Here is a 16,957-nt window from a genome sequence, read left to right on the forward strand (position 1 = left end):
GATCGACGACGAAAGGAGTCCGATGGCTGTTCTGCCGACGATCACGGGGCCGCGTGACCTCGATGCGTTAGACCTGCCTCAGCTCGAGCAGCTCGCCGGAGAGGTGCGCGAGTTCCTCGTCCAGAACGTCTCCCGTACCGGCGGCCACCTCGGGCCCAACCTCGGCGTGGTCGAACTCACCATCGCGATCCACAAGATCTTCGACTCGCCCCAGGATCCGATCATCTTCGACACCGGGCATCAGTCCTACGTGCACAAACTGCTGACCGGACGTCAGGACTTCTCCGCCCTCCGTTCGCGTGGGGGACTGGCAGGGTATCCGCAGCGCTCCGAGAGCATCCACGACGTCGTGGAATCCTCTCACGCGTCGAGTTCGCTCAGCTGGGCCGACGGCGTGTCTCGCGCTCTCACGCGCACCGGACGCCGCGATCGCCATGTCGTGGCCGTGGTCGGCGACGGCGCACTCACGGGTGGAATGACCTGGGAGGCGCTCAACAACATCTCGGACGACAACGATCGCAACCTCGTGATCGTCGTCAACGACAACGGGCGCTCCTACGCCCCGACCATCGGCGGCATGGCCCGCTATCTCAACCGCGTGCGCACCGCCGACGCCTACCGCACTCTTCACCGGAGTTCCGACTCGCTGTTTCGAGCGCTCGGCCCGGCAACGCGCGCGGTGTACCGCGGTGTGCGTGGCGCGACGCACGGTTTCCTCTCTCGTTTCACGAACAACGAGGCGCTGTACTCGAACCTCGACATCAAATACCTGGGCCCCGTCGACGGACACGATCTCGAGACACTGCTCGAGACCCTGACCCTGGCGAAGTCCTACGGTGCGCCCGTCATCGTTCACGCGATCACCGACAAGGGCCGTGGGTACGCGCCGGCCCGCAGCGACGAGGCCGACCAGTTCCACGCGGTCGGCAAGATCGATCCGATCACCGGAGAGCCGCTCGCGAGCGCCACCGGCGACGGATGGACCGACGTGTTCGCGCGCGAGCTGGTCCAGATCGGCGCGGAGCGAGAAGACATCATCGCGGTGACCGCGGCGATGCTGCGTCCGACCGGGCTGCAGCTGTTCGCCGAGAGGTTCCCCGAACGCACCTACGACGTCGGTATCGCAGAGCAGCACGCCGTCGCATCGGCCGCCGGTCTCGCCTTCGGCGGACTGCACCCCGTCGTCGCGATGTACGCCACGTTCATGAACCGCGCCTTCGACCAGGTGCTGATGGACGTGGCGCTGCACCGGGCAGGCGTCACCTTCGTACTCGATCGCGCGGGGGTCACTGGACCGGACGGTCCGAGCCACCACGGCATCTGGGATCTCGCCATGCTCCAGCTCGTGCCGAACATCCGCATCGCGGCACCGCGCGACGCCGCCCGCCTCAGCGAGGAGCTCCGTGAGGCCGTGGCCGTTTCCGACGCGCCGACCGTCGTGCGCTACCCGAAGGGATCGGCATCCGCCGACCTTCCGGCCATCGAGAGACTCGCCGACGGCGTCGATGTGATCTCGCGCGCCGCGACCCACGACGTGCTCATCGTCGGCATCGGACCCATGGTGCACCTCGCCACCGAAGTGGCGGAGCGCCTCGAGGCGCAGGGCATCGGCGCCACCGTGGTCGACCCGCGCTGGGTCATCCCGGTCCAGCCGTCGATCATCGAGCTCGCACGCAGCCACCGGCTCGTCATCACGATCGAAGACGGCATCCGCGTGGGCGGGGTGGGGACGCGCGTACGTCAGGTGCTCCGCGAGGCCGGGGTCGATACGGCCGTCGACGAGCTGGGCCTGCCCGACGAGTTCATACCGCACGCCACTCGCGAACAGATCCTCGACGATGCCGGTCTCTCGTCGGCGAAGATCGCACAGGATGTGGTGTCGCAGGTGCTGGGTACCCGCATCCCCATCGCCCGCCCGAGTGATCAGCAGACACTCTGGGTCCCCGAGGACGCTCAGCGTCACGACTCCCGCGACTGAGGGCTCAGCTCCCGCGCAGCATGTCGATGCCGGCGCCCGCGTACTGCCGCAGCGTGGCGTCAGGGAGGAAAGCCCTCACGAGGGCGGGGCCGATGCGCGCGAGGTCTCCCTCGTCGCGGTAGAGCAGGTAGATCGGCTCGTAACGCGGGTTGAACTTCTGCTTGAAGCGATGCAGCGACCGGAACCCGTAGACCGGTTCGAGGATGCCGCTCAGCTGCCCGAGGAAGTGCGCGATTCGACCTTCGTCTTCGCCGACCTCATGCGCGAGCGGCGCGCCCGACAGCGAAAGGATCTGAGCGCCCTCCTCGGCGAACACGCGGGCCGACGACCCGATCAGAAACTCCATCACTCCGGCGAACCCGCCGTCGCGACGCCGCATGAGGTCGAGCGTCCACCCTCGATGCTCGCCCTCAGGACCGTAGACGGGCAACCAGCTGAGGAAGCCGTCGACGTCGCCCTGCGAGGAGATCGCCAGAGCGAGCCGCACCTCGGGGGCCTCCGCCTCCTGCAGAGTGCCGAGCGTGAAACGCATCTCGGGGAGTCCCTTCTCTCCCACCCACGATTCGGAGATCGCACGGAGTTGCTGACGGATACCCCACGTCTCATCGGCGAGGGTCGTCATGCGGAAGGTGATGCCCTCGCGGTCGGCTTTGTTCAGCGCTGCGCGGACATGCGCCCAGGGCTTCCCCGTGAAGGCCAGCCCCGGAAGATCGACGATCGTGTCATCGGCGATGACGAGCGACCGCCACCCCGCGGGGAGCACGTCGCGCACGACCTCGCTCGAACTGAAGAAGCAGGGGATGAGGGCCGAGCGCTCCGCCGCGTGAATGAACTCCGCCACGCTCGTCTGCGCAGCCTCCCGCGGCCCCAGAGGATCCGCCAGCGCGACGACGACGCCGGCATGCTTCTGGTACGGCACGAGTCCGTCGGACGTGCGGAAGTACTCCATCCCCTCCCAGGTCGACATCCACGAGAGGGTTCCGCCGCCACCGGTCTCGATGAGTGCGCGAGCATCGGCGGCGGTGGCGGGCTCGGGTGAGCGCGAGCCCCGTTCGACCCCGAGTTGCCGGCGCCTCCGCGTGCCGAATGCGCTCCGCGTGGCGACGAGGTAGGCCAAGAAGAGAAGCCACAGCATCGATGTCGCGATGGATACATCCGTGTCGCCCCACTCCAAGGGCGCATCGGCGGGGTAATAGATCGCGAGCACGACGTAGAGACCGGCGACGAGCACGTTCAGGCCCGCCCAGATGACCGAGAGCAGCCACGCCCATCGTCGTCCGAGACGCAGTCCGTTCGACACGAGCAGGATGACGACCACGTCGATCCCGACTTCGATCCATGATCCGTCCAGGGCGGCCGTCGGCCCGAACGGTCCGTTCGTGGGAACGACCAGGGTGATCAGCTGCACGACGCCGAGCGCGAGACTGATCGCGAACGCGAGGAGCCGTCGTTCCCGCGTGCTCGCCAGTCGGATGCGGAAGGAGCGGTCGATCGCCAACACGAGCACCGCGGCGAATGCGTGCTCGAGATTGGCGAGCGTGCCGAAGAACAGCACGCCGATCACGACGTACCCGAACACCACGATCCACGCCCGCTGTCGCCACGGAGAGGCGAACAGACCGACGCACGCCGCGAAGCAGGCCATCGTGCCACCGGACGGTCCGGCGTCGAGCGTGCCCGCGAGGGTGATCGCCCAGGGCCACGGCAGCATGCCTGCCAGAGCGAGGAAGGCCGTGGTCGCGAGAAGGGCGAAGAGCTGACCACCGACGAAGTACGCCAGTGCCACCCTCGTGCCCCGCTGCCACTCGAGCAGGCCCACCCAGAAGAACGCGATCACGGTCGGCACGTACGCCCACGGGTCGACCACGAAGAAGGTGCCGGTGACCGGCGTCCACCACCGACCGTCCTGGAACGATGGGAGGCCGTAGGCGACGGTCGACCACCACGCCTGGGATGTCACCGATGTCCACAGGCCCTGCGAGGCGACTCCGGCGCCCAGGACCAGGAGCACCAACGACACCGTGGCGGGGATCCGAGAGACGACCCGGACCACGCGGGGGAGGAGGGAGCGGTTCGGCTCATCCACGACCTCGGGTCGCTCGGTCTTCTGCGAATCGCTCATAATTCTCAGGATATGAGCAGCCCCGGTCTTTTCTCCGCGTGCTGAACCGTTCCCGCTTTCGCTCGTGTGAGGATTTCACCATCCGCGGCAGTTCCTGCCCGTCGGGCTGCACCCCGCGGGTGCCTGACCACCACAGAGGAGAGACCGGGTGGACGCACTCCTGAGACTGCCGATCATCGATTCACCGGCCATGTGGGTGGTGTACGGCGGCGCGGTCGTTCTTGCACTCGCCCTCCTCGCCCGTCCGGCGCGTGACGGGTGGTGGGTGAGAGCCTCGCTCGGTCTCGTCGGAGGAGCGATTACGGCAGTCGTCCTCTTCCTGGTGGCGAATGCCGTCGAGGCCTTCGGCACTGATCTACCCCTCGCCGTGGCGTTCTGGGCGGTCGCATGCTTCGCGGCCGTCGGTCTGGCGATCGTGTCTTTCCCCCGGGCCCGCGCGTGGCGACGTGTGATTGCCGGCGTCGCGGTCATCTGGTTCCTCGTGAGCGGTGTCGTCGGTGTGAACGCCTACTACGGACTCAACCCGACGCTCGGTTCTCTGCTGGGAGTCGTGGTCGACACGCCCATCGACGTTCCCGGCTCGGGTGGCGCCGCCGCCGCGCCCGACCAGCCCATCTACACGACCTGGACGGCGCCGAACGATCTGGCGACGGTCGGGAAGCAGGGGACGGAGAACATACCCGGCACGGAGTCGGGGTTCGTCGCCCGTCCCGCCGGGATCTACCTGCCGCCCGCCGCGCTGGCATCCGATGCCCCGGCTCTTCCTCTGGTGATCATGATGATGGGCTATCCCGGAAATCCGGACGTCTCGTTCATCGCCGGCGTGCTCGACCAGTACGCCGCCGACCACGCCGGTCTCGCCCCCATCGTCATCGTCGCCGATCAGATCGGCGGTACCGGAAGCGACCAGGATCCCGCATGCGCGGACTCCGCGGCGTACGGCGCGGCCGAGACGTACATCACGAAGGACGTCGCCGCCTGGGCGCGCGCGAACCTGCGGATCATCGACGACCCCCGCTACTGGGTCATCGCCGGATACTCCAACGGAGGCGGCTGCGCTATCAAATACGGAGCCGCCTACCCCGGGGAGTTCTCCAACATCATCGATGTGTCGGGGGAGGAGTTCCCCGGTTCCGAGGATGTCTCGGGCGTGCTGGAGACGATCTACGGCGGCGACCAGGCCGCCTTCGACGCATCCAAGCCGATCAACATCATGGCGTCGGCTCCGCCGGGCGCGTATGCGAACACGACCGCGGTCTTCACCGCCGGAAGCGAGGACCCGGGTTTCATCGCCGCCTCCCAGACCGTCGCCGCGGCGGCCGAGAAGGCCGGGATGTCCGTGACCTCCTACGTTGTCCCTGGCGCCGACCACCTTGTCTCCGCCATCACCGGCGGGCTCGACGAGGGGTTCGCGGTCCTCTACCCCGTTCTCGGCCTCTCGGCTCCCTGACGGCTCAGCTCCCGTGGGGCATCACGAGCGAGAGCAGGAAGTCCCAGAACGGAAGGGTACGACGCAGGCCATTAACCTCTGACGAGTGCGCGGCACCACCCCGCACGTGTGACCCCCGCCGCACGCACGACGGCCCGCCACCGAGGAGGTGACGGGCCGTCGACGGGGTGAGCCTCAGCTCCCCACGCCTCGCAGCGGCGGGTGATGGAACGTGTCGCCGAACGCCCGCTCTGACGCTCCCTCGCGATCGAGGTAGGCCGAGGCACCGCCGTCGATGAACGGCCACGCGGCGCCGAGGATGAGACCGAGATCGATGTCTTCGACCTCCGGTACGACGCCCTCGTCGAGCATGATCTTGATCTCCTGCGCGAGGCCGTCCTGCACGCGTGCGAGGATCGTGGCTTCGGACGCCGGGGTCGAACCGGTCTCGAGCACCTTCTGAGCGCTCTTGCTCCAGCCCGTGACCTTGCCGTTCTTGTCCTTCTCGATGACCTCCGGCAGCTCCGCCAGCCGGTGGAAGTTCTCCGACGCGAAGAAACGATCGGGGAACGCGCCCGCCATCGTGTCCTGTACGTGGGCGGCGACCTTCCATCCGACCAGATCGATGAGCTGGAACGGCGTCATCGGGAGGCCGAGAGGCGCGAACGCCCGCTCCACGGTGAGCAGGGGAGTGCCCTCGTACACCGCGCGGGCCGCCTCTCCCATGACCTTGGCCAGCAGGCGGTTCACGACGAAGCCGGGTGCGTCGGCGGTGAGGATCGCGTTCTTGCCGAGGTTCTTGGCCACGACGAACGCGGTCGACAGCGCAGCATCCGTCACCGTCGAGGTCTTCACGACCTCGATCAGCGGCATGACGGCGACCGGGTTGAAGAAGTGGAAGCCCAGGAGGCGCTCGGGATGGGCGAGCTTCGCGCCGATCTCCTCCACCGACAGCGACGAGGTGTTCGTCGCCAGGATGGCGTCTTCGGCGATGAGCGGCTCGATCTCCGCGAAGACCTGCTGCTTGACCCCGACCTCCTCGAAGACCGCCTCGATGACGAAATCGCAGTCGGAGAACTCGGTCTTGTCGGTGGTGCCGTGCACGAGCGCGCGCAGACGGTTCGCCGCGTCGCCGTCGAGCCGTCCCTTCGCCTCGAGCTTGCCGATCTCGTCGCGGATGTAGGCGAGGCCCTTGTCGACACGCGCCTGGTCGAGGTCGGTGATGAGCACCGGGACCTGCAGCTTGCGCACGAAGAGCAGCGCGAACTGGCTGGCCATGAGACCCGCCCCGATGATCCCGACCTTGGCGACCTTCTTGGCCAACGCCTTGTCGGGCGCCCCGACCGGTCGCTTGGCCCGCTTCTGGATGAGATCGAAGGAGTACATCGATGCGACGAACTGATCGCCGCTGATGAGGTCGGCCAGCGCTTCGTCCTCGCGGGCGAAGCCCTCGGCCTTCGTGCCGCTCTTGGCCTTGTCGAGGAGTTCGAGCGCGACATACGGAGATCGCGGGACGGTGCCGATGCGGCTCTCCAGCATTCCGCGCGCCATCTTGATCGCGATCGGCCACTTGGTGAGTCGCTCGATCTTGCCCGGCTCGTTCTTGCGATCGACCTTCACCCGCCCGGTCAGCACGCCGTCGGCCCACCGGAGCGAATCCTCGAGGTAGTTCGACGCGGGGAAGATGGCATCGACCATCCCCAATTCGAAGGCCTGGCGAGGCTTCAGCGTGCGGTTCTGCTTCAGCGGATTCGAGATGACGACCTCGAGTGCGTTCTCGATGCCGATGAGGTTCGGCAGCAGGTAGGCGCCGCCCCAGCCGGGGATGAGCCCGAGGAAGACCTCCGGCAGCGCGATGGCTGCAGCCGATGCATCCACCGTGCGATACGTGGAGTTCAGGGCGATCTCCACGCCGCCGCCCAGCGCGAGGCCGTTCACGAACGCGAACGAGGGGACACCGAGGTCTGAGAGCGAACCCAGCACCTGGTGGCCCCGCTGGGCGATGAGGCGGGCGATGTCTTTCGACGGCAGCTGCGCGACCTGCGAAAGGTCGGCGCCGGCCGCGAGGATGTACTGCTTTCCGGTGATGCCGACGGCGTCGATCTCACCGGCGGCCGCGCGCGTCTTCAGCCCGGCGAGCGTCTCGCCGAGCTCCTTCAGCGTGCCGGGGCCGAGCGTGTTCGGACGCGTGTGGTCGCGACCGTTGTCGAGCGTGATGAGCGCCAGCACCTTGCCCGAGGCCAGGCGCACATCGCGCACACGCGAATGCGTGACCACCTCGTCGACGGCGAGGGCGTCGAGCGGGGCGAAGTCGATCTCGTCGTAGTTCGTCATGACCGGCCTCCCTTGCGCTTCTTACCGTTGAAATGAGGGTTCTCCCAGATCACCGTGCCGCCCTGACCGAGACCGACGCACATGGCCGTGAGGCCGTAGCGCACGTCGGGCCGCTCGGCGAAGTGCGCGGCCAGCTGGATCATGAGGCGCACACCGGATGCTGCGAGCGGGTGCCCCAGCGCGATCGCACCGCCCCAGGGGTTGACCCGAGGGTCGTCGTCGGCGATGCCGAAGTGGTCGAGCAGCGAAATCACCTGGATCGCGAACGCCTCGTTGAGCTCGAAGAGCCCGATGTCATCGATCGACAGCCCCGCTTTGCGGAGCGCCTTCTCGGTCGCGGGGATGGGGCCGATGCCCATGATCTCGGGCTCGACGCCGGCGAACGCGAACGACACCATGCGCATCTTCGGGGTGAGCCCGAGCTCCTTCACCGCGTCGCCGCCGGCGAGGAGACTCACGGTCGCCCCATCGGTGAGGGGCGAGGACGTGCCGGCGGTCACGCGACCGTGCGGTCGGAACGGGGTCTTGAGCGAGGCGAGACCCTCCATCGTCGTCTCGGGACGGCGCCCTTCGTCTTCGGTGGCGAGGCCCCAGGCGCCCTCGGCGTCCTTCACCGCCACCGAGACGAGGTCGGGCTGGAACTTGCCCGCCTCGTACGCGGCCTGTGCCTTGTGCTGGCTCAGCATGCCGAACCGGTCGGCGCGTTCCTTCGTGAGGTGGGGGAAACGATCGTGGATGCGCTCCGCGGTGACACCCATGTTGAGGGCACCCGGATCGACGAGCCGCTCGGCGACGAAGCGGGGGTTCGGGTCGGCGTTGGCTCCGATGGGGTGACGCCCCATGTGCTCGACGCCGCCGGCCAGCGCGAGATCGTACTGACCGAAGCCGATCGAGGCGCCCATCGTCGTCACGCTCGTCATAGCGCCCGCGCACATGCGGTCGATCGCCAGGCCGGGAACCGACATCGGGAGCCCGGCGAGGATCGCGGCGGTGCGTCCGAGGGTCAGCCCCTGATCGCCGGTCTGCGAGGTGGCCGCGATCGCCACGTCGTCGATCCGGCCCTTCGGCACCGCGTCATTGCGCTCGAGGAGACCGATGATCGCCTTCACGACCAAGTCGTCCGCGCGGGTGTTCCAATACATTCCTTTTTCGCCCGCGCGCCCGAAAGGGGTGCGCATTCCATCGACGAAGAAGACGTCCGAGAGCTCGGCCACTCTGCCTCCAAAACTAGGGATGACGCCAGCCTAGGGAGGGCGCCGAATCACCTGGAATCGGTTGGGTCGAACCTACGAAGGGTCGGCGGCGACCTCGGCCGGGACGTTGACGGAATCCACAAAGGCATCGGCGATCAACTGTGCAGTCTGCTCAATCTGCCACGGTCGGGCACCGTGCTCCGCGAGGATCGCGCCGATCGATTCCGCGTCGAGCGACGCCGGGGGAGACCATGCGACACGCCGCAGGGTCTCGGGCGTCAGGAGGTTCTCGGTCGGCATGCCGAGCTGCTCCGCGCGTTCCTCGACGACGGGGCGGGCCGCACGCAGGCGTGCGTCGGCCGACGGGTTGCGATCGACCCACGCTCGCGGCGGCGGCAGCGCATCGGAGGGGACGCGGTCGCTCGGAAGCTCCTCGGTCGACCGTCCTTCCTGGATCGCGTTCCACCAGCGGTCGAGCTGCGTGCGACTGGCCCGCCCGTTGAATTCCTTCAGCGCCGCGAGGGCCTGTTTCGAGGGGGGATCGGCGATCACCGCCGCGACGAGTGAGCGATCGGGCACGAGCCGGCCGGGCGAGACGTCCTGTTCGCGGGCGTAGTCCTCCCTGGCCTGCCACAGCGCGCGAGCCACGGCCAGCGACCGACGCCCTCGCACGGTGTGCAAGCCGCTCAGGCGACGCCAAGGGTCCTCCCGCGGCGGCTTCGGCAGACGCCCGAGGACCGCGGCGAACTCCTGTGCCGCGATCTCGGTCTTCTCCTGCTCGACGAGCTGGTCGGCCAGTGCGTCGCGTACGTCGACCAGATGCTCGACATCGAGAGCGGCGTACTCCAGCCACGACTGGGGAAGGGGGCGCGTCGACCAGTCGGCCGCGGAGTGCGCCTTGGCGAGCGTGATGCCGAGCGTCGACTCCACGACCGCGCCGAGACCGACGCGCTCATGACCGAGGATTCGGGCCGCGAGTTCTGTGTCGAAGATCCGCGACGGCTCGAGCGAACGCTCGCGTAGTGACGGCAGATCTTGGCTGGCCGCGTGGAAGACCCATTCCGCATCGCCGATCGCGGCCTGCAGCAGTGTGAAATCCGCGATCGTGGCGGGGTCGAACAGGAAGACTCCGGCTCCCCGGCGGAACACCTGGATCAGATAGGCGCGCTGGGAGTAGCGGAAGCCGGACGCCCGTTCCACGTCGACCGCCACGGGTCCATCGGCCGAGGCAAGAGCCTCAGCCGCGTCAGCGAGGGCGTCGTCGTCTTCGATCACGACGTATTCAGTCACGGGCTGCCCTCCGGGCTCCGAGCGTAGCAATTCCCTCGGTACCCGGAGGGAGACCTGCCAGCATGCAAACGAGTTCGGCCCACGCCTCCACGTGCGGTCCGAAAGGTCCTTCGGGCGACCATGATGCCCGTAGCTCTATCTGTGCCCCGTCGCCCTGCGCCGCCAGTGATCCGAATCCTTTGGACAGAGTCTTCGTGGCCGTACCCGACGCGGAGTGGTGGACGGCGCCACGCGACGACAGCGCGTCGACCAGCCACGACCACGCGACGTCGGCAAGGAGCGCGTCGGATCCGATCTCGGGCTCGAGCGGCGCCTGAGCGAAGCAGACGATCCTCCAGGGCGCACCCCACGGATCGGGCTCCTCAGGGTCGTGCAGAAGGATGAACCGACCGATTCCATAGGGCGAGTCCACACCCTCCACATCGGGTCGCACATCAGCCGCGAGCGCCAGCGACTCCGGGGCGAGTCCTGTCGGCGCGGGGATCTCGCGCACGAGCAGATCGTCACGGAACGAGGTCGAACGAAGTTCGTCGACCGCCCGCGCGAACGGCGTCAACGCCTCGGGAAGACGAACATCGGTCACCCGCACAGACTAGAGTGAGGCCGAGATGAACGCGTCCAGGCACGCCGCGCCCGACGGCGGCTTCCGACAGTACGCCGGTGCTCTGCGCACATCGATCGTTCTCTTCGCGATCGCCCTCGTAGCTGTCGCGACGGCCGTCACGGCGATCGCGATCCGCGTCGCACGTCGCGTGGTCACACCCGCTCCGCGCCTGGCAGACACCCGTATCGTCGCCGTGGATGCGCCGGCGCAGACCGTGACGCTGGCGCGCACGCCCGACACCGAGCTCCCCGGCCGGTACGGGCTCTTCACCACGGGCTCGAAGTCCTACGTCAAGCTCGGCCAGGTGCTCTCGTCCGACGCAACGTCGGTCACCCGCAAACTGCTCACCCACGTCGGCGCGGGGGAGCAGCTCGCCCCCGACGCCGCCTTCAGCGGCTGGTACTTCGACAGCCCCGATGACCTCCACGTCCCCTACCGGAGCGAACTCATCGGCAGCTCCGTCGGCCCGTGCCCGGCGTGGGTGTTCCCCGCCGAAGTCGAGACCGACGTCTGGGTGGTGCAGGTGCACGGCCGGGGGACGACCCGCGCAGAGGCGCTGCGCGCCGTTCCTGTCTTCCGCGCGCTCGGCATCACCTCTCTTCTGGTGTCGTACCGCAACGACGGCGAGGCGCCCCGTAGCCGGGCCGGAACCTATGCGCTCGGTGCCACGGAGTGGCGCGACGTCGACGCCGCGATCGGCTACGCACGCCGCGCGGGTGCCCGCCGGGTGATCGTCATGGGCTGGTCGATGGGAGGAGCCGTCGCCCTGCAGGTCGAGCTGTCATCGCCGCACCAGGAACTCCTCGCGGGCCTCATCCTCGAGTCGCCCGTCGTGGACTGGCGGGTGGTGCTCGACTATCAGGGACGGATGCTGCGCCTCCCGACGCCCGTGACGAACCTCGCCATCGGCGCACTCGGTTCCGACTGGGCGACACCGGTGACGCGGGCGGGGCATGCGATCCCGTTCGATCGGCTCGACGGCGTTGCGCGAGCGGGCGAACTGACCCATCCGATCCTCATCCTGCACAGCGACGACGACGGCTTCGTGCCGTCGGACGCCTCCCACGGTCTGGCGGCAGCCCGCCCCGACCTCGTGCACCTCGAGACCTTCTCCGTGGCGCGTCACACGAAGCTCTGGAACTACGACCAGGACCGCTGGACGCGCACGATCACCGAGTGGCTCCGCAGTCAGGGCCTCACGAACGAGTCCGCAGCCGAAAGTAGCTGAACGCCGCGTCGTCGACGAGCAACCCCGCGGGCTCCGTGCGGGGCGCGCCGCCCGCCGTCAGCGGGAGGAAAGGGTGCTCGGCTGGTTCGAGCACGGGTGCGATCGTCACGCAGTACTCGTCGATCACTCCCGCCGACGCGAAGCGCCCGGCGAGGGTGGGCCCACCCTCGCAGACGATGCGGGGATACCCCCGGTGCGCGAGGGCGGAAACGATCGCCGACGGATGCAGATCATCGTCGCCGTCGACGGCCACGACCTCCGCGGCAGCGAGACCCGCGCGTTCACGCACAGCATCCGCTCTTCCCGCCGGGCAGACGAGGAGGATCGATGCGCCGTCGTCGTCGAAACGGTGACCGCTGAGGTCTCCCGAGACGGTGACGACCGCGAGTCGCGTCGCCCGCGGAAGCAGGTAGCCCTCGGCGCGCACGGTGGCCGCCCCGACCACGACGGCGTCGGCATGCGCGCGGATGATGCCGAGGATCGCGCGATCGATGCGGCTCGTGAGCGTCTCGCTCGTGCCGTCGTCTCCGGCAGCGGCCCCGGTGATGCTCGTGATCATGTTCAGCCGCACGTACGCGGCGTCCTCGCGGGCGTACACGGACTCGAGCCACGCCCGGCCCTCCGAGCTGGCGGGATCGTGGGAGACCCCGGTTGCCGGGAGCACCTCCGACACGCGCATGATCAGCCGCGCTTCGCGCGCACCTGGCGCTTCGCTCGCATCAGCATCCCGGTCATCCCCGCGATGCGCAGCGGGCTGACCGCGCGCATGAGCCCGATGCTCTGCGGGAAGTCGTCGGGGATGGCGAGAACCTGGTCGGCCGTGAGGCCGCTGATGCCCTGGACGAGGATGCTCGCGAACCCGCGGGTGGTCGGCGCCTCGGCGGGAGCGGTTGCGTGCATCGCCACGATGCCGTCGTCGTCGACGTCGACGACGATGTAGACCGGCGACTGGCATTCCACGACGCGCTCGCACATCTCGGGGTGTCCGTCGTACTCCGGCGGCACCGCCGGCAGCTCCTGCGAATACTCGAGAAGCAGCTGAAGTCGTTCGGGCTCGGCGAGTTCCAGGAACTCGTCGCGGATTTCGGCGAGGGTGTCGGGCAAAGCAGTCTCGGTCACCCTCGTCATCCTTCCACGCCGTCGGGAGACCGGCTCGGTCCCCGAGGCGACTCGGGGACCGGTGGGCACCCGCCCGCCGGTCCCGCCGTCGGTCAGCGGGAGCCGGGCTCGGCGCCCGTCACGATCGGCACGCGCACCGCGCTGCCCCACTCGGTCCAGGACCCGTCGTAGTTGCGCACATCGTCGAACCCGAGCAGGTGCTTCAGCACGAACCAGGTGTGACTCGACCGTTCGCCGATACGGCAGTAGGCCACGATCGGCTCGCCGTCGGTGAGCCCCGCGCCGTCGCGGTAGATCGCATCGAGTTCTGCGCGCGACTTGAATCCGCCGTCTTCGGCAACGGCCTTCGCCCACGGCACGTTCTGCGCCGTCGGGATGTGTCCTGCGCGCAGCGCTCCCTCGTCGGGGTAGGCGGGCGCGGTCGTGCGCTCTCCCGAGTACTCCTCGGGGGAACGGACGTCGATCAGCGGGTGGCCGAGGTGCGACAGCACGTCTTCCTTGTAGGCGCGGATCTTGCTGTCATCGCGCTCGACGACCGGGTAGTCGGTGGTCGTCACGGCGGTTGCGTCGGTCGTGATCGGACGACCCTCGCCGATCCACTTGTCACGCCCGCCGTCGAGCAGTCGGACGTCTTCGTGGCCGAAGAGCGAGAACACCCACAGCGCGTAGGCGGCCCACCAGTTGTTCTTGTCGCCGTAGATGACGACGGTGTCGTCGCGCGAGATGCCCTTGCGACTCAGGAGCTCGGAGAAACCCGCGCCGTCGACGTAGTCGCGGACGACGGGGTCGTTCAGCTCGGTGTGCCAGTCGATCTTGACGGAACCGGGGATGTGCCCGGTCTCGTAGAGCAGAACGTCTTCGTCGGACTCCACGACGACCAGGCCGGGCTGTCCGAGGCGGGCTTCGAGCCATTCCCCGGTCACGAGTCGGCCGGGCTCGGAGTACTCGGCGAACTTGGACGATGTGGTGTCGAATTCGATGGTCACGGAGGGCTCCTCGGAGTCGGGGCTGCAGTGCGACGGCGTAGGGTGGACACCGCCCTTCCGACCCTATGCGGGCCGTGATACCAGCGCACTCACTGCGTAAGACTGCGACACAGGACGGCCGAATGACCGCTGCATCCGCCACCACCGGCATCGTCCACCTCGCGGACCGCGACCCGGCGGTCTCGGGGACCGACATGGTCGCCTCGCTCGTGCCGCCGCCGCAGTTCGACGGCGCGACCTTCGAGTCCTACCGCGCCGACGCCGCGTATCCCTCACAGGAGGACGCGAAAGAGCGACTCAGCGCGTTCGCGCTGCCCTCAGCATCCGCCCCTCGCGGGGGGTTCTTCCGCCGCGCGAAGAAGGAGCCCGAGACCAAGCCCGGCGTCTACCTCGACGGCGGGTTCGGCGTCGGCAAGACGCACCTGTTGGCGGCGATCTTCCATGCGATGCCGGCCCGCCGGAAGTACTTCGGCTCGTTCATCGAGTACACCGCTCTCGTCGGCGCGCTCGGGTATCAGAAGACCGTCGAACTCTTCCGCGGGTCCGACCTGCTCTGCATCGACGAGTTCGAGCTCGACGATCCGGGCGACACCATGGTGATGACGCGACTGCTCGGCGAGCTCGTCACGTCGGGCACGCGTCTCGCGGCCACCTCGAACACACCGCCCAACGCGCTCGGCGAGGGGCGTTTCGCCGCGCAGGACTTCCTGCGTGAGATCCAGGCCATGTCGGCGAGCTTCGAAACGCTCCGCATCGACGGAACCGACTACCGCCAGCGAGCGATCGACGGCGAGGCGAAGGTGTGGACGGATGCCGCGTACACCGAGGCTCTCGACGAGGCCTCGCTGCGGGGCATCGCCTCGGACGACGCGTTCGACGGCCTGGTTTCCCACCTGGCCCGCGTGCACCCCTCCCGCTATCTGCGGCTGCTCGACGGGGTGGACGCGATCGGACTGCGCGGCGTTCACACGCTCTACGACCAGGCCGCCGCGCTTCGGCTCGTCGCCTTCGTCGACCGCGCCTACGACGCGCAGATCCCCATCCGCGCCACGGGGGAGTCGCTGAGCTCTGTCTTCGGCGACGACATGCTCGCCGGCGGGTACCGCAAGAAGTACCTGCGCGCGGTCTCTCGTCTCGTCGCCCTCACGCACTCCTGACGCCAGGGCGAAGGCCGCTTTCGTCGTTGACGCCAGGGCGAGCATCGCTTTCGTTGAGATCTCGCGGCCGCGCGAAACGCGATGTTTACACGAGCCAGGGTCTTGTAACGCCCGCGAAACACGACCCCGCCGACGTTGGAAACCGCGCGTCGCGAAACTGTTGACACCCCGCGAGATCGCTACCCGACACAGCGCATGCCGCGGGTCCTCAGTAACACGACACACAGATGAGGAACCTCATGGACAGCGGAAATCTCGCCTGGGCCGTCGCCGCAACGGCGCTCGTGCTCTTTATGACGCCCGGTGTGGCGTTCTTCTACGGCGGTCTGGTCAAGGCCAAGAGCGTCGTCAGCATGATGATGATGAGCTTCGGCGCGCTCGGACTGATCAGCGTGCTCTGGATCCTGTACGGCTTCAACATGAGCGCCGTCGACAGCACCTGGGCTTTCGCAGGAAACCCCTTCGCCGACCTCGGTATGGCCTCGCTCGATGACAACGCCCTCGTCGGAGCCGCCTACGGCGCGACGTTCGCGATCATCACCGTCGCGCTCATCTCGGGTGCGATCGCCGACCGCGCTAAGTTCGGCGCCTGGATGATCTTCGCCGGCATCTGGGCCACCGTGGTCTACTTCCCCGTCGCAGCCTGGGTCTGGGGCGGCGGCTGGATCATGGGCCTCGGTGAGACCTTCGGTTTCGACGTCAGCGTGATCGACTACGCCGGTGGAACCGCGGTGCACATCAACGCCGGTGCCGCCGCTCTCGCCCTCTCGCTCGTCCTCGGACGCCGGGTGCTCTTCCAGAAGGGCGTCCACAAGCCCCACAACGTGCCGCTGGTCATGCTCGGCGCCGCCATCCTGTGGTTCGGCTGGTTCGGCTTCAACGCCGGTGCTGAGGGCACGTTCGGCCTGCTGGGCACCGAGGACTCCTCGGTCGGCCTCATCATCGTCAACACGATCGGTACGACCGCGGCCGCCATCATCGGTTGGCTCATCGTCGAGAAGCTCAAGGACGGCAAGGCCACGTCGGTCGGCGCCGCATCCGGTGCCGTCGCCGGTCTGGTCGCGATCACCCCCGCGTGCGCGAACCTGACCCCCGGCTGGGCTCTGCTGCTCGGTATCCTCACCGGTGCCGTCTGCGCCCTCGCCATCGAGCTCAAGTGGAAGTGGGGCTTCGACGACTCGCTCGACGTGGTCGGCATCCACCTCGTCGGCGGCCTCATCGGAACCATCTACCTCGGCTTCTTCGCCACCGAGACCGGCCTGTTCGTCGGCGGCAACACCGACCAGCTGGTCGTTCAGGTCATCGCCGCACTCGGCGTGCTGATCTACTCCTTCGTCGTCGCCTTCATCATCGGCTTCGCGATCGAGAAGACCATCGGCTTCCGCGTCAAGAACGAAGACGAGATCGCCGGGATCGACACCACCGTGCACGGTGAGGAGGGCTACGCCCTCATCGAGACCACCCCCTGATCACGACACACCACGGACGGCGTGGCGGGCTTCGGCCTGCGGCGCCGT

The 16,957-nt window shown here is 68.2% G+C and carries 13 protein-coding genes; 5 read left to right on the top strand and 8 right to left on the bottom strand.

The annotated features are described in order from the left end of the window. Positions 1-22 precede the first annotated feature (22 nt). A complete protein-coding gene (gene dxs / locus DEA06_RS03660) occupies positions 23-1,978 on the top strand; it encodes a 1-deoxy-D-xylulose-5-phosphate synthase (protein WP_116646554.1) in 1,956 nt (651 codons plus the stop codon). A 4-nt stretch (positions 1,979-1,982) separates the two neighbouring features. On the opposite strand, the gene DEA06_RS03665 is transcribed toward dxs, so the two are convergent. Beyond that, positions 1,983-4,100 (bottom strand): DUF2156 domain-containing protein, encoded by a 2,118-nt coding sequence (locus tag DEA06_RS03665; RefSeq protein ID WP_116646555.1) that lies wholly within the window; start codon positions 4,098-4,100, stop codon positions 1,983-1,985. 148 nt (positions 4,101-4,248) lie between these two features. Here DEA06_RS03665 and DEA06_RS03670 point away from each other — a divergent pair, with 148 nt between their 5' ends. After that, positions 4,249-5,550: an alpha/beta fold hydrolase gene (locus DEA06_RS03670; RefSeq protein WP_116646556.1), complete on the top strand. Its 1,302-nt coding sequence runs from the start codon at positions 4,249-4,251 to the stop codon at positions 5,548-5,550. A gap of 174 nt (positions 5,551-5,724) precedes the next feature. Here DEA06_RS03670 and DEA06_RS03675 read toward each other — a convergent pair whose 3' ends face one another. The 4 genes from DEA06_RS03675 to DEA06_RS03690 all read right to left on the bottom strand — a co-directional run bounded on the left by DEA06_RS03675 (position 5,725) and on the right by DEA06_RS03690 (position 10,929). After that, on the bottom strand, positions 5,725-7,863 hold the full coding sequence (locus DEA06_RS03675; protein ID WP_116646557.1) for a 3-hydroxyacyl-CoA dehydrogenase NAD-binding domain-containing protein: 2,139 nt from the start codon (positions 7,861-7,863) through the stop codon (positions 5,725-5,727). Further along, positions 7,860-9,077, bottom strand: a complete 1,218-nt coding sequence (locus DEA06_RS03680; protein WP_116646558.1) for a thiolase family protein — start codon at positions 9,075-9,077, stop codon at positions 7,860-7,862. The genes DEA06_RS03675 and DEA06_RS03680 overlap by 4 nt, the downstream gene beginning before the upstream one ends. A 72-nt stretch (positions 9,078-9,149) precedes the next feature. Then, positions 9,150-10,346, bottom strand: coding sequence for an HRDC domain-containing protein (locus DEA06_RS03685; protein WP_116646559.1), 1,197 nt, complete (start codon positions 10,344-10,346; stop codon positions 9,150-9,152). Next, complete coding sequence (locus DEA06_RS03690; RefSeq protein ID WP_116646560.1) at positions 10,339-10,929, bottom strand: DUF3000 domain-containing protein; 591 nt, start codon at positions 10,927-10,929, stop codon at positions 10,339-10,341. The genes DEA06_RS03685 and DEA06_RS03690 overlap by 8 nt, the downstream gene beginning before the upstream one ends. Positions 10,930-10,954: 25 nt before the next feature. Between DEA06_RS03690 and DEA06_RS03695 the strand changes: the two genes are divergently transcribed. After that, complete coding sequence (locus DEA06_RS03695; protein WP_116646561.1) at positions 10,955-12,178, top strand: alpha/beta fold hydrolase; 1,224 nt, start codon at positions 10,955-10,957, stop codon at positions 12,176-12,178. On the opposite strand, the gene DEA06_RS03700 is transcribed toward DEA06_RS03695, so the two are convergent. From DEA06_RS03700 to DEA06_RS03710, 3 genes are all read right to left on the bottom strand, one after another. Next, complete coding sequence (locus tag DEA06_RS03700) at positions 12,147-12,857, bottom strand: dihydrofolate reductase family protein (protein ID WP_116646562.1); 711 nt, start codon at positions 12,855-12,857, stop codon at positions 12,147-12,149. The two genes, DEA06_RS03695 and DEA06_RS03700, sit on opposite strands and share 32 nt — an antisense overlap. A gap of 2 nt (positions 12,858-12,859) precedes the next feature. Beyond that, positions 12,860-13,306 carry a SufE family protein gene (locus tag DEA06_RS03705; protein ID WP_116646563.1) on the bottom strand — a complete coding sequence of 149 codons (447 nt, stop codon included), beginning with the start codon at positions 13,304-13,306 and terminating at the stop codon, positions 12,860-12,862. A gap of 83 nt (positions 13,307-13,389) precedes the next feature. Next, positions 13,390-14,283: a sulfurtransferase gene (locus DEA06_RS03710; protein ID WP_116646564.1), complete on the bottom strand. Its 894-nt coding sequence runs from the start codon at positions 14,281-14,283 to the stop codon at positions 13,390-13,392. A 122-nt stretch (positions 14,284-14,405) separates the two neighbouring features. Between DEA06_RS03710 and zapE the strand changes: the two genes are divergently transcribed. Together zapE and DEA06_RS03720 are read left to right on the top strand one after the other, a co-directional pair. Further along, entirely contained in the window at positions 14,406-15,440 is a 1,035-nt protein-coding gene (gene zapE, locus DEA06_RS03715) for a cell division protein ZapE (protein ID WP_116646565.1), read from the top strand. 239 nt (positions 15,441-15,679) lie between these two features. Then, positions 15,680-16,909: an ammonium transporter gene (locus tag DEA06_RS03720; RefSeq protein ID WP_116646566.1), complete on the top strand. Its 1,230-nt coding sequence runs from the start codon at positions 15,680-15,682 to the stop codon at positions 16,907-16,909. Positions 16,910-16,957 lie beyond the last annotated feature (48 nt).

This window comes from Microbacterium sp. Gd 4-13 (assembly GCF_003095395.1).
Classification (GTDB): Bacteria; Actinomycetota; Actinomycetes; order Actinomycetales; family Microbacteriaceae; genus Microbacterium.

Excerpts from the sequence above, each read along its gene's own strand:
- dxs (WP_116646554.1), top strand. The coding sequence starts at position 23 with ATGGCTGTTCTGCCGACGATCACGGGGCCGCGTGACCTCGATGCGTTA.
- DEA06_RS03665 (WP_116646555.1), bottom strand. The coding sequence starts at position 4,100 with ATGAGCGATTCGCAGAAGACCGAGCGACCCGAGGTCGTGGATGAGCCG.
- DEA06_RS03675 (WP_116646557.1), bottom strand. The coding sequence starts at position 7,863 with ATGACGAACTACGACGAGATCGACTTCGCCCCGCTCGACGCCCTCGCC.
- DEA06_RS03695 (WP_116646561.1), top strand. The coding sequence starts at position 10,955 with ATGAACGCGTCCAGGCACGCCGCGCCCGACGGCGGCTTCCGACAGTAC.
- DEA06_RS03700 (WP_116646562.1), bottom strand. The coding sequence starts at position 12,857 with ATGCGCGTGTCGGAGGTGCTCCCGGCAACCGGGGTCTCCCACGATCCC.
- DEA06_RS03705 (WP_116646563.1), bottom strand. The coding sequence starts at position 13,306 with ATGACGAGGGTGACCGAGACTGCTTTGCCCGACACCCTCGCCGAAATC.
- zapE (WP_116646565.1), top strand. The coding sequence starts at position 14,406 with ATGACCGCTGCATCCGCCACCACCGGCATCGTCCACCTCGCGGACCGC.
- DEA06_RS03720 (WP_116646566.1), top strand. The coding sequence starts at position 15,680 with ATGGACAGCGGAAATCTCGCCTGGGCCGTCGCCGCAACGGCGCTCGTG.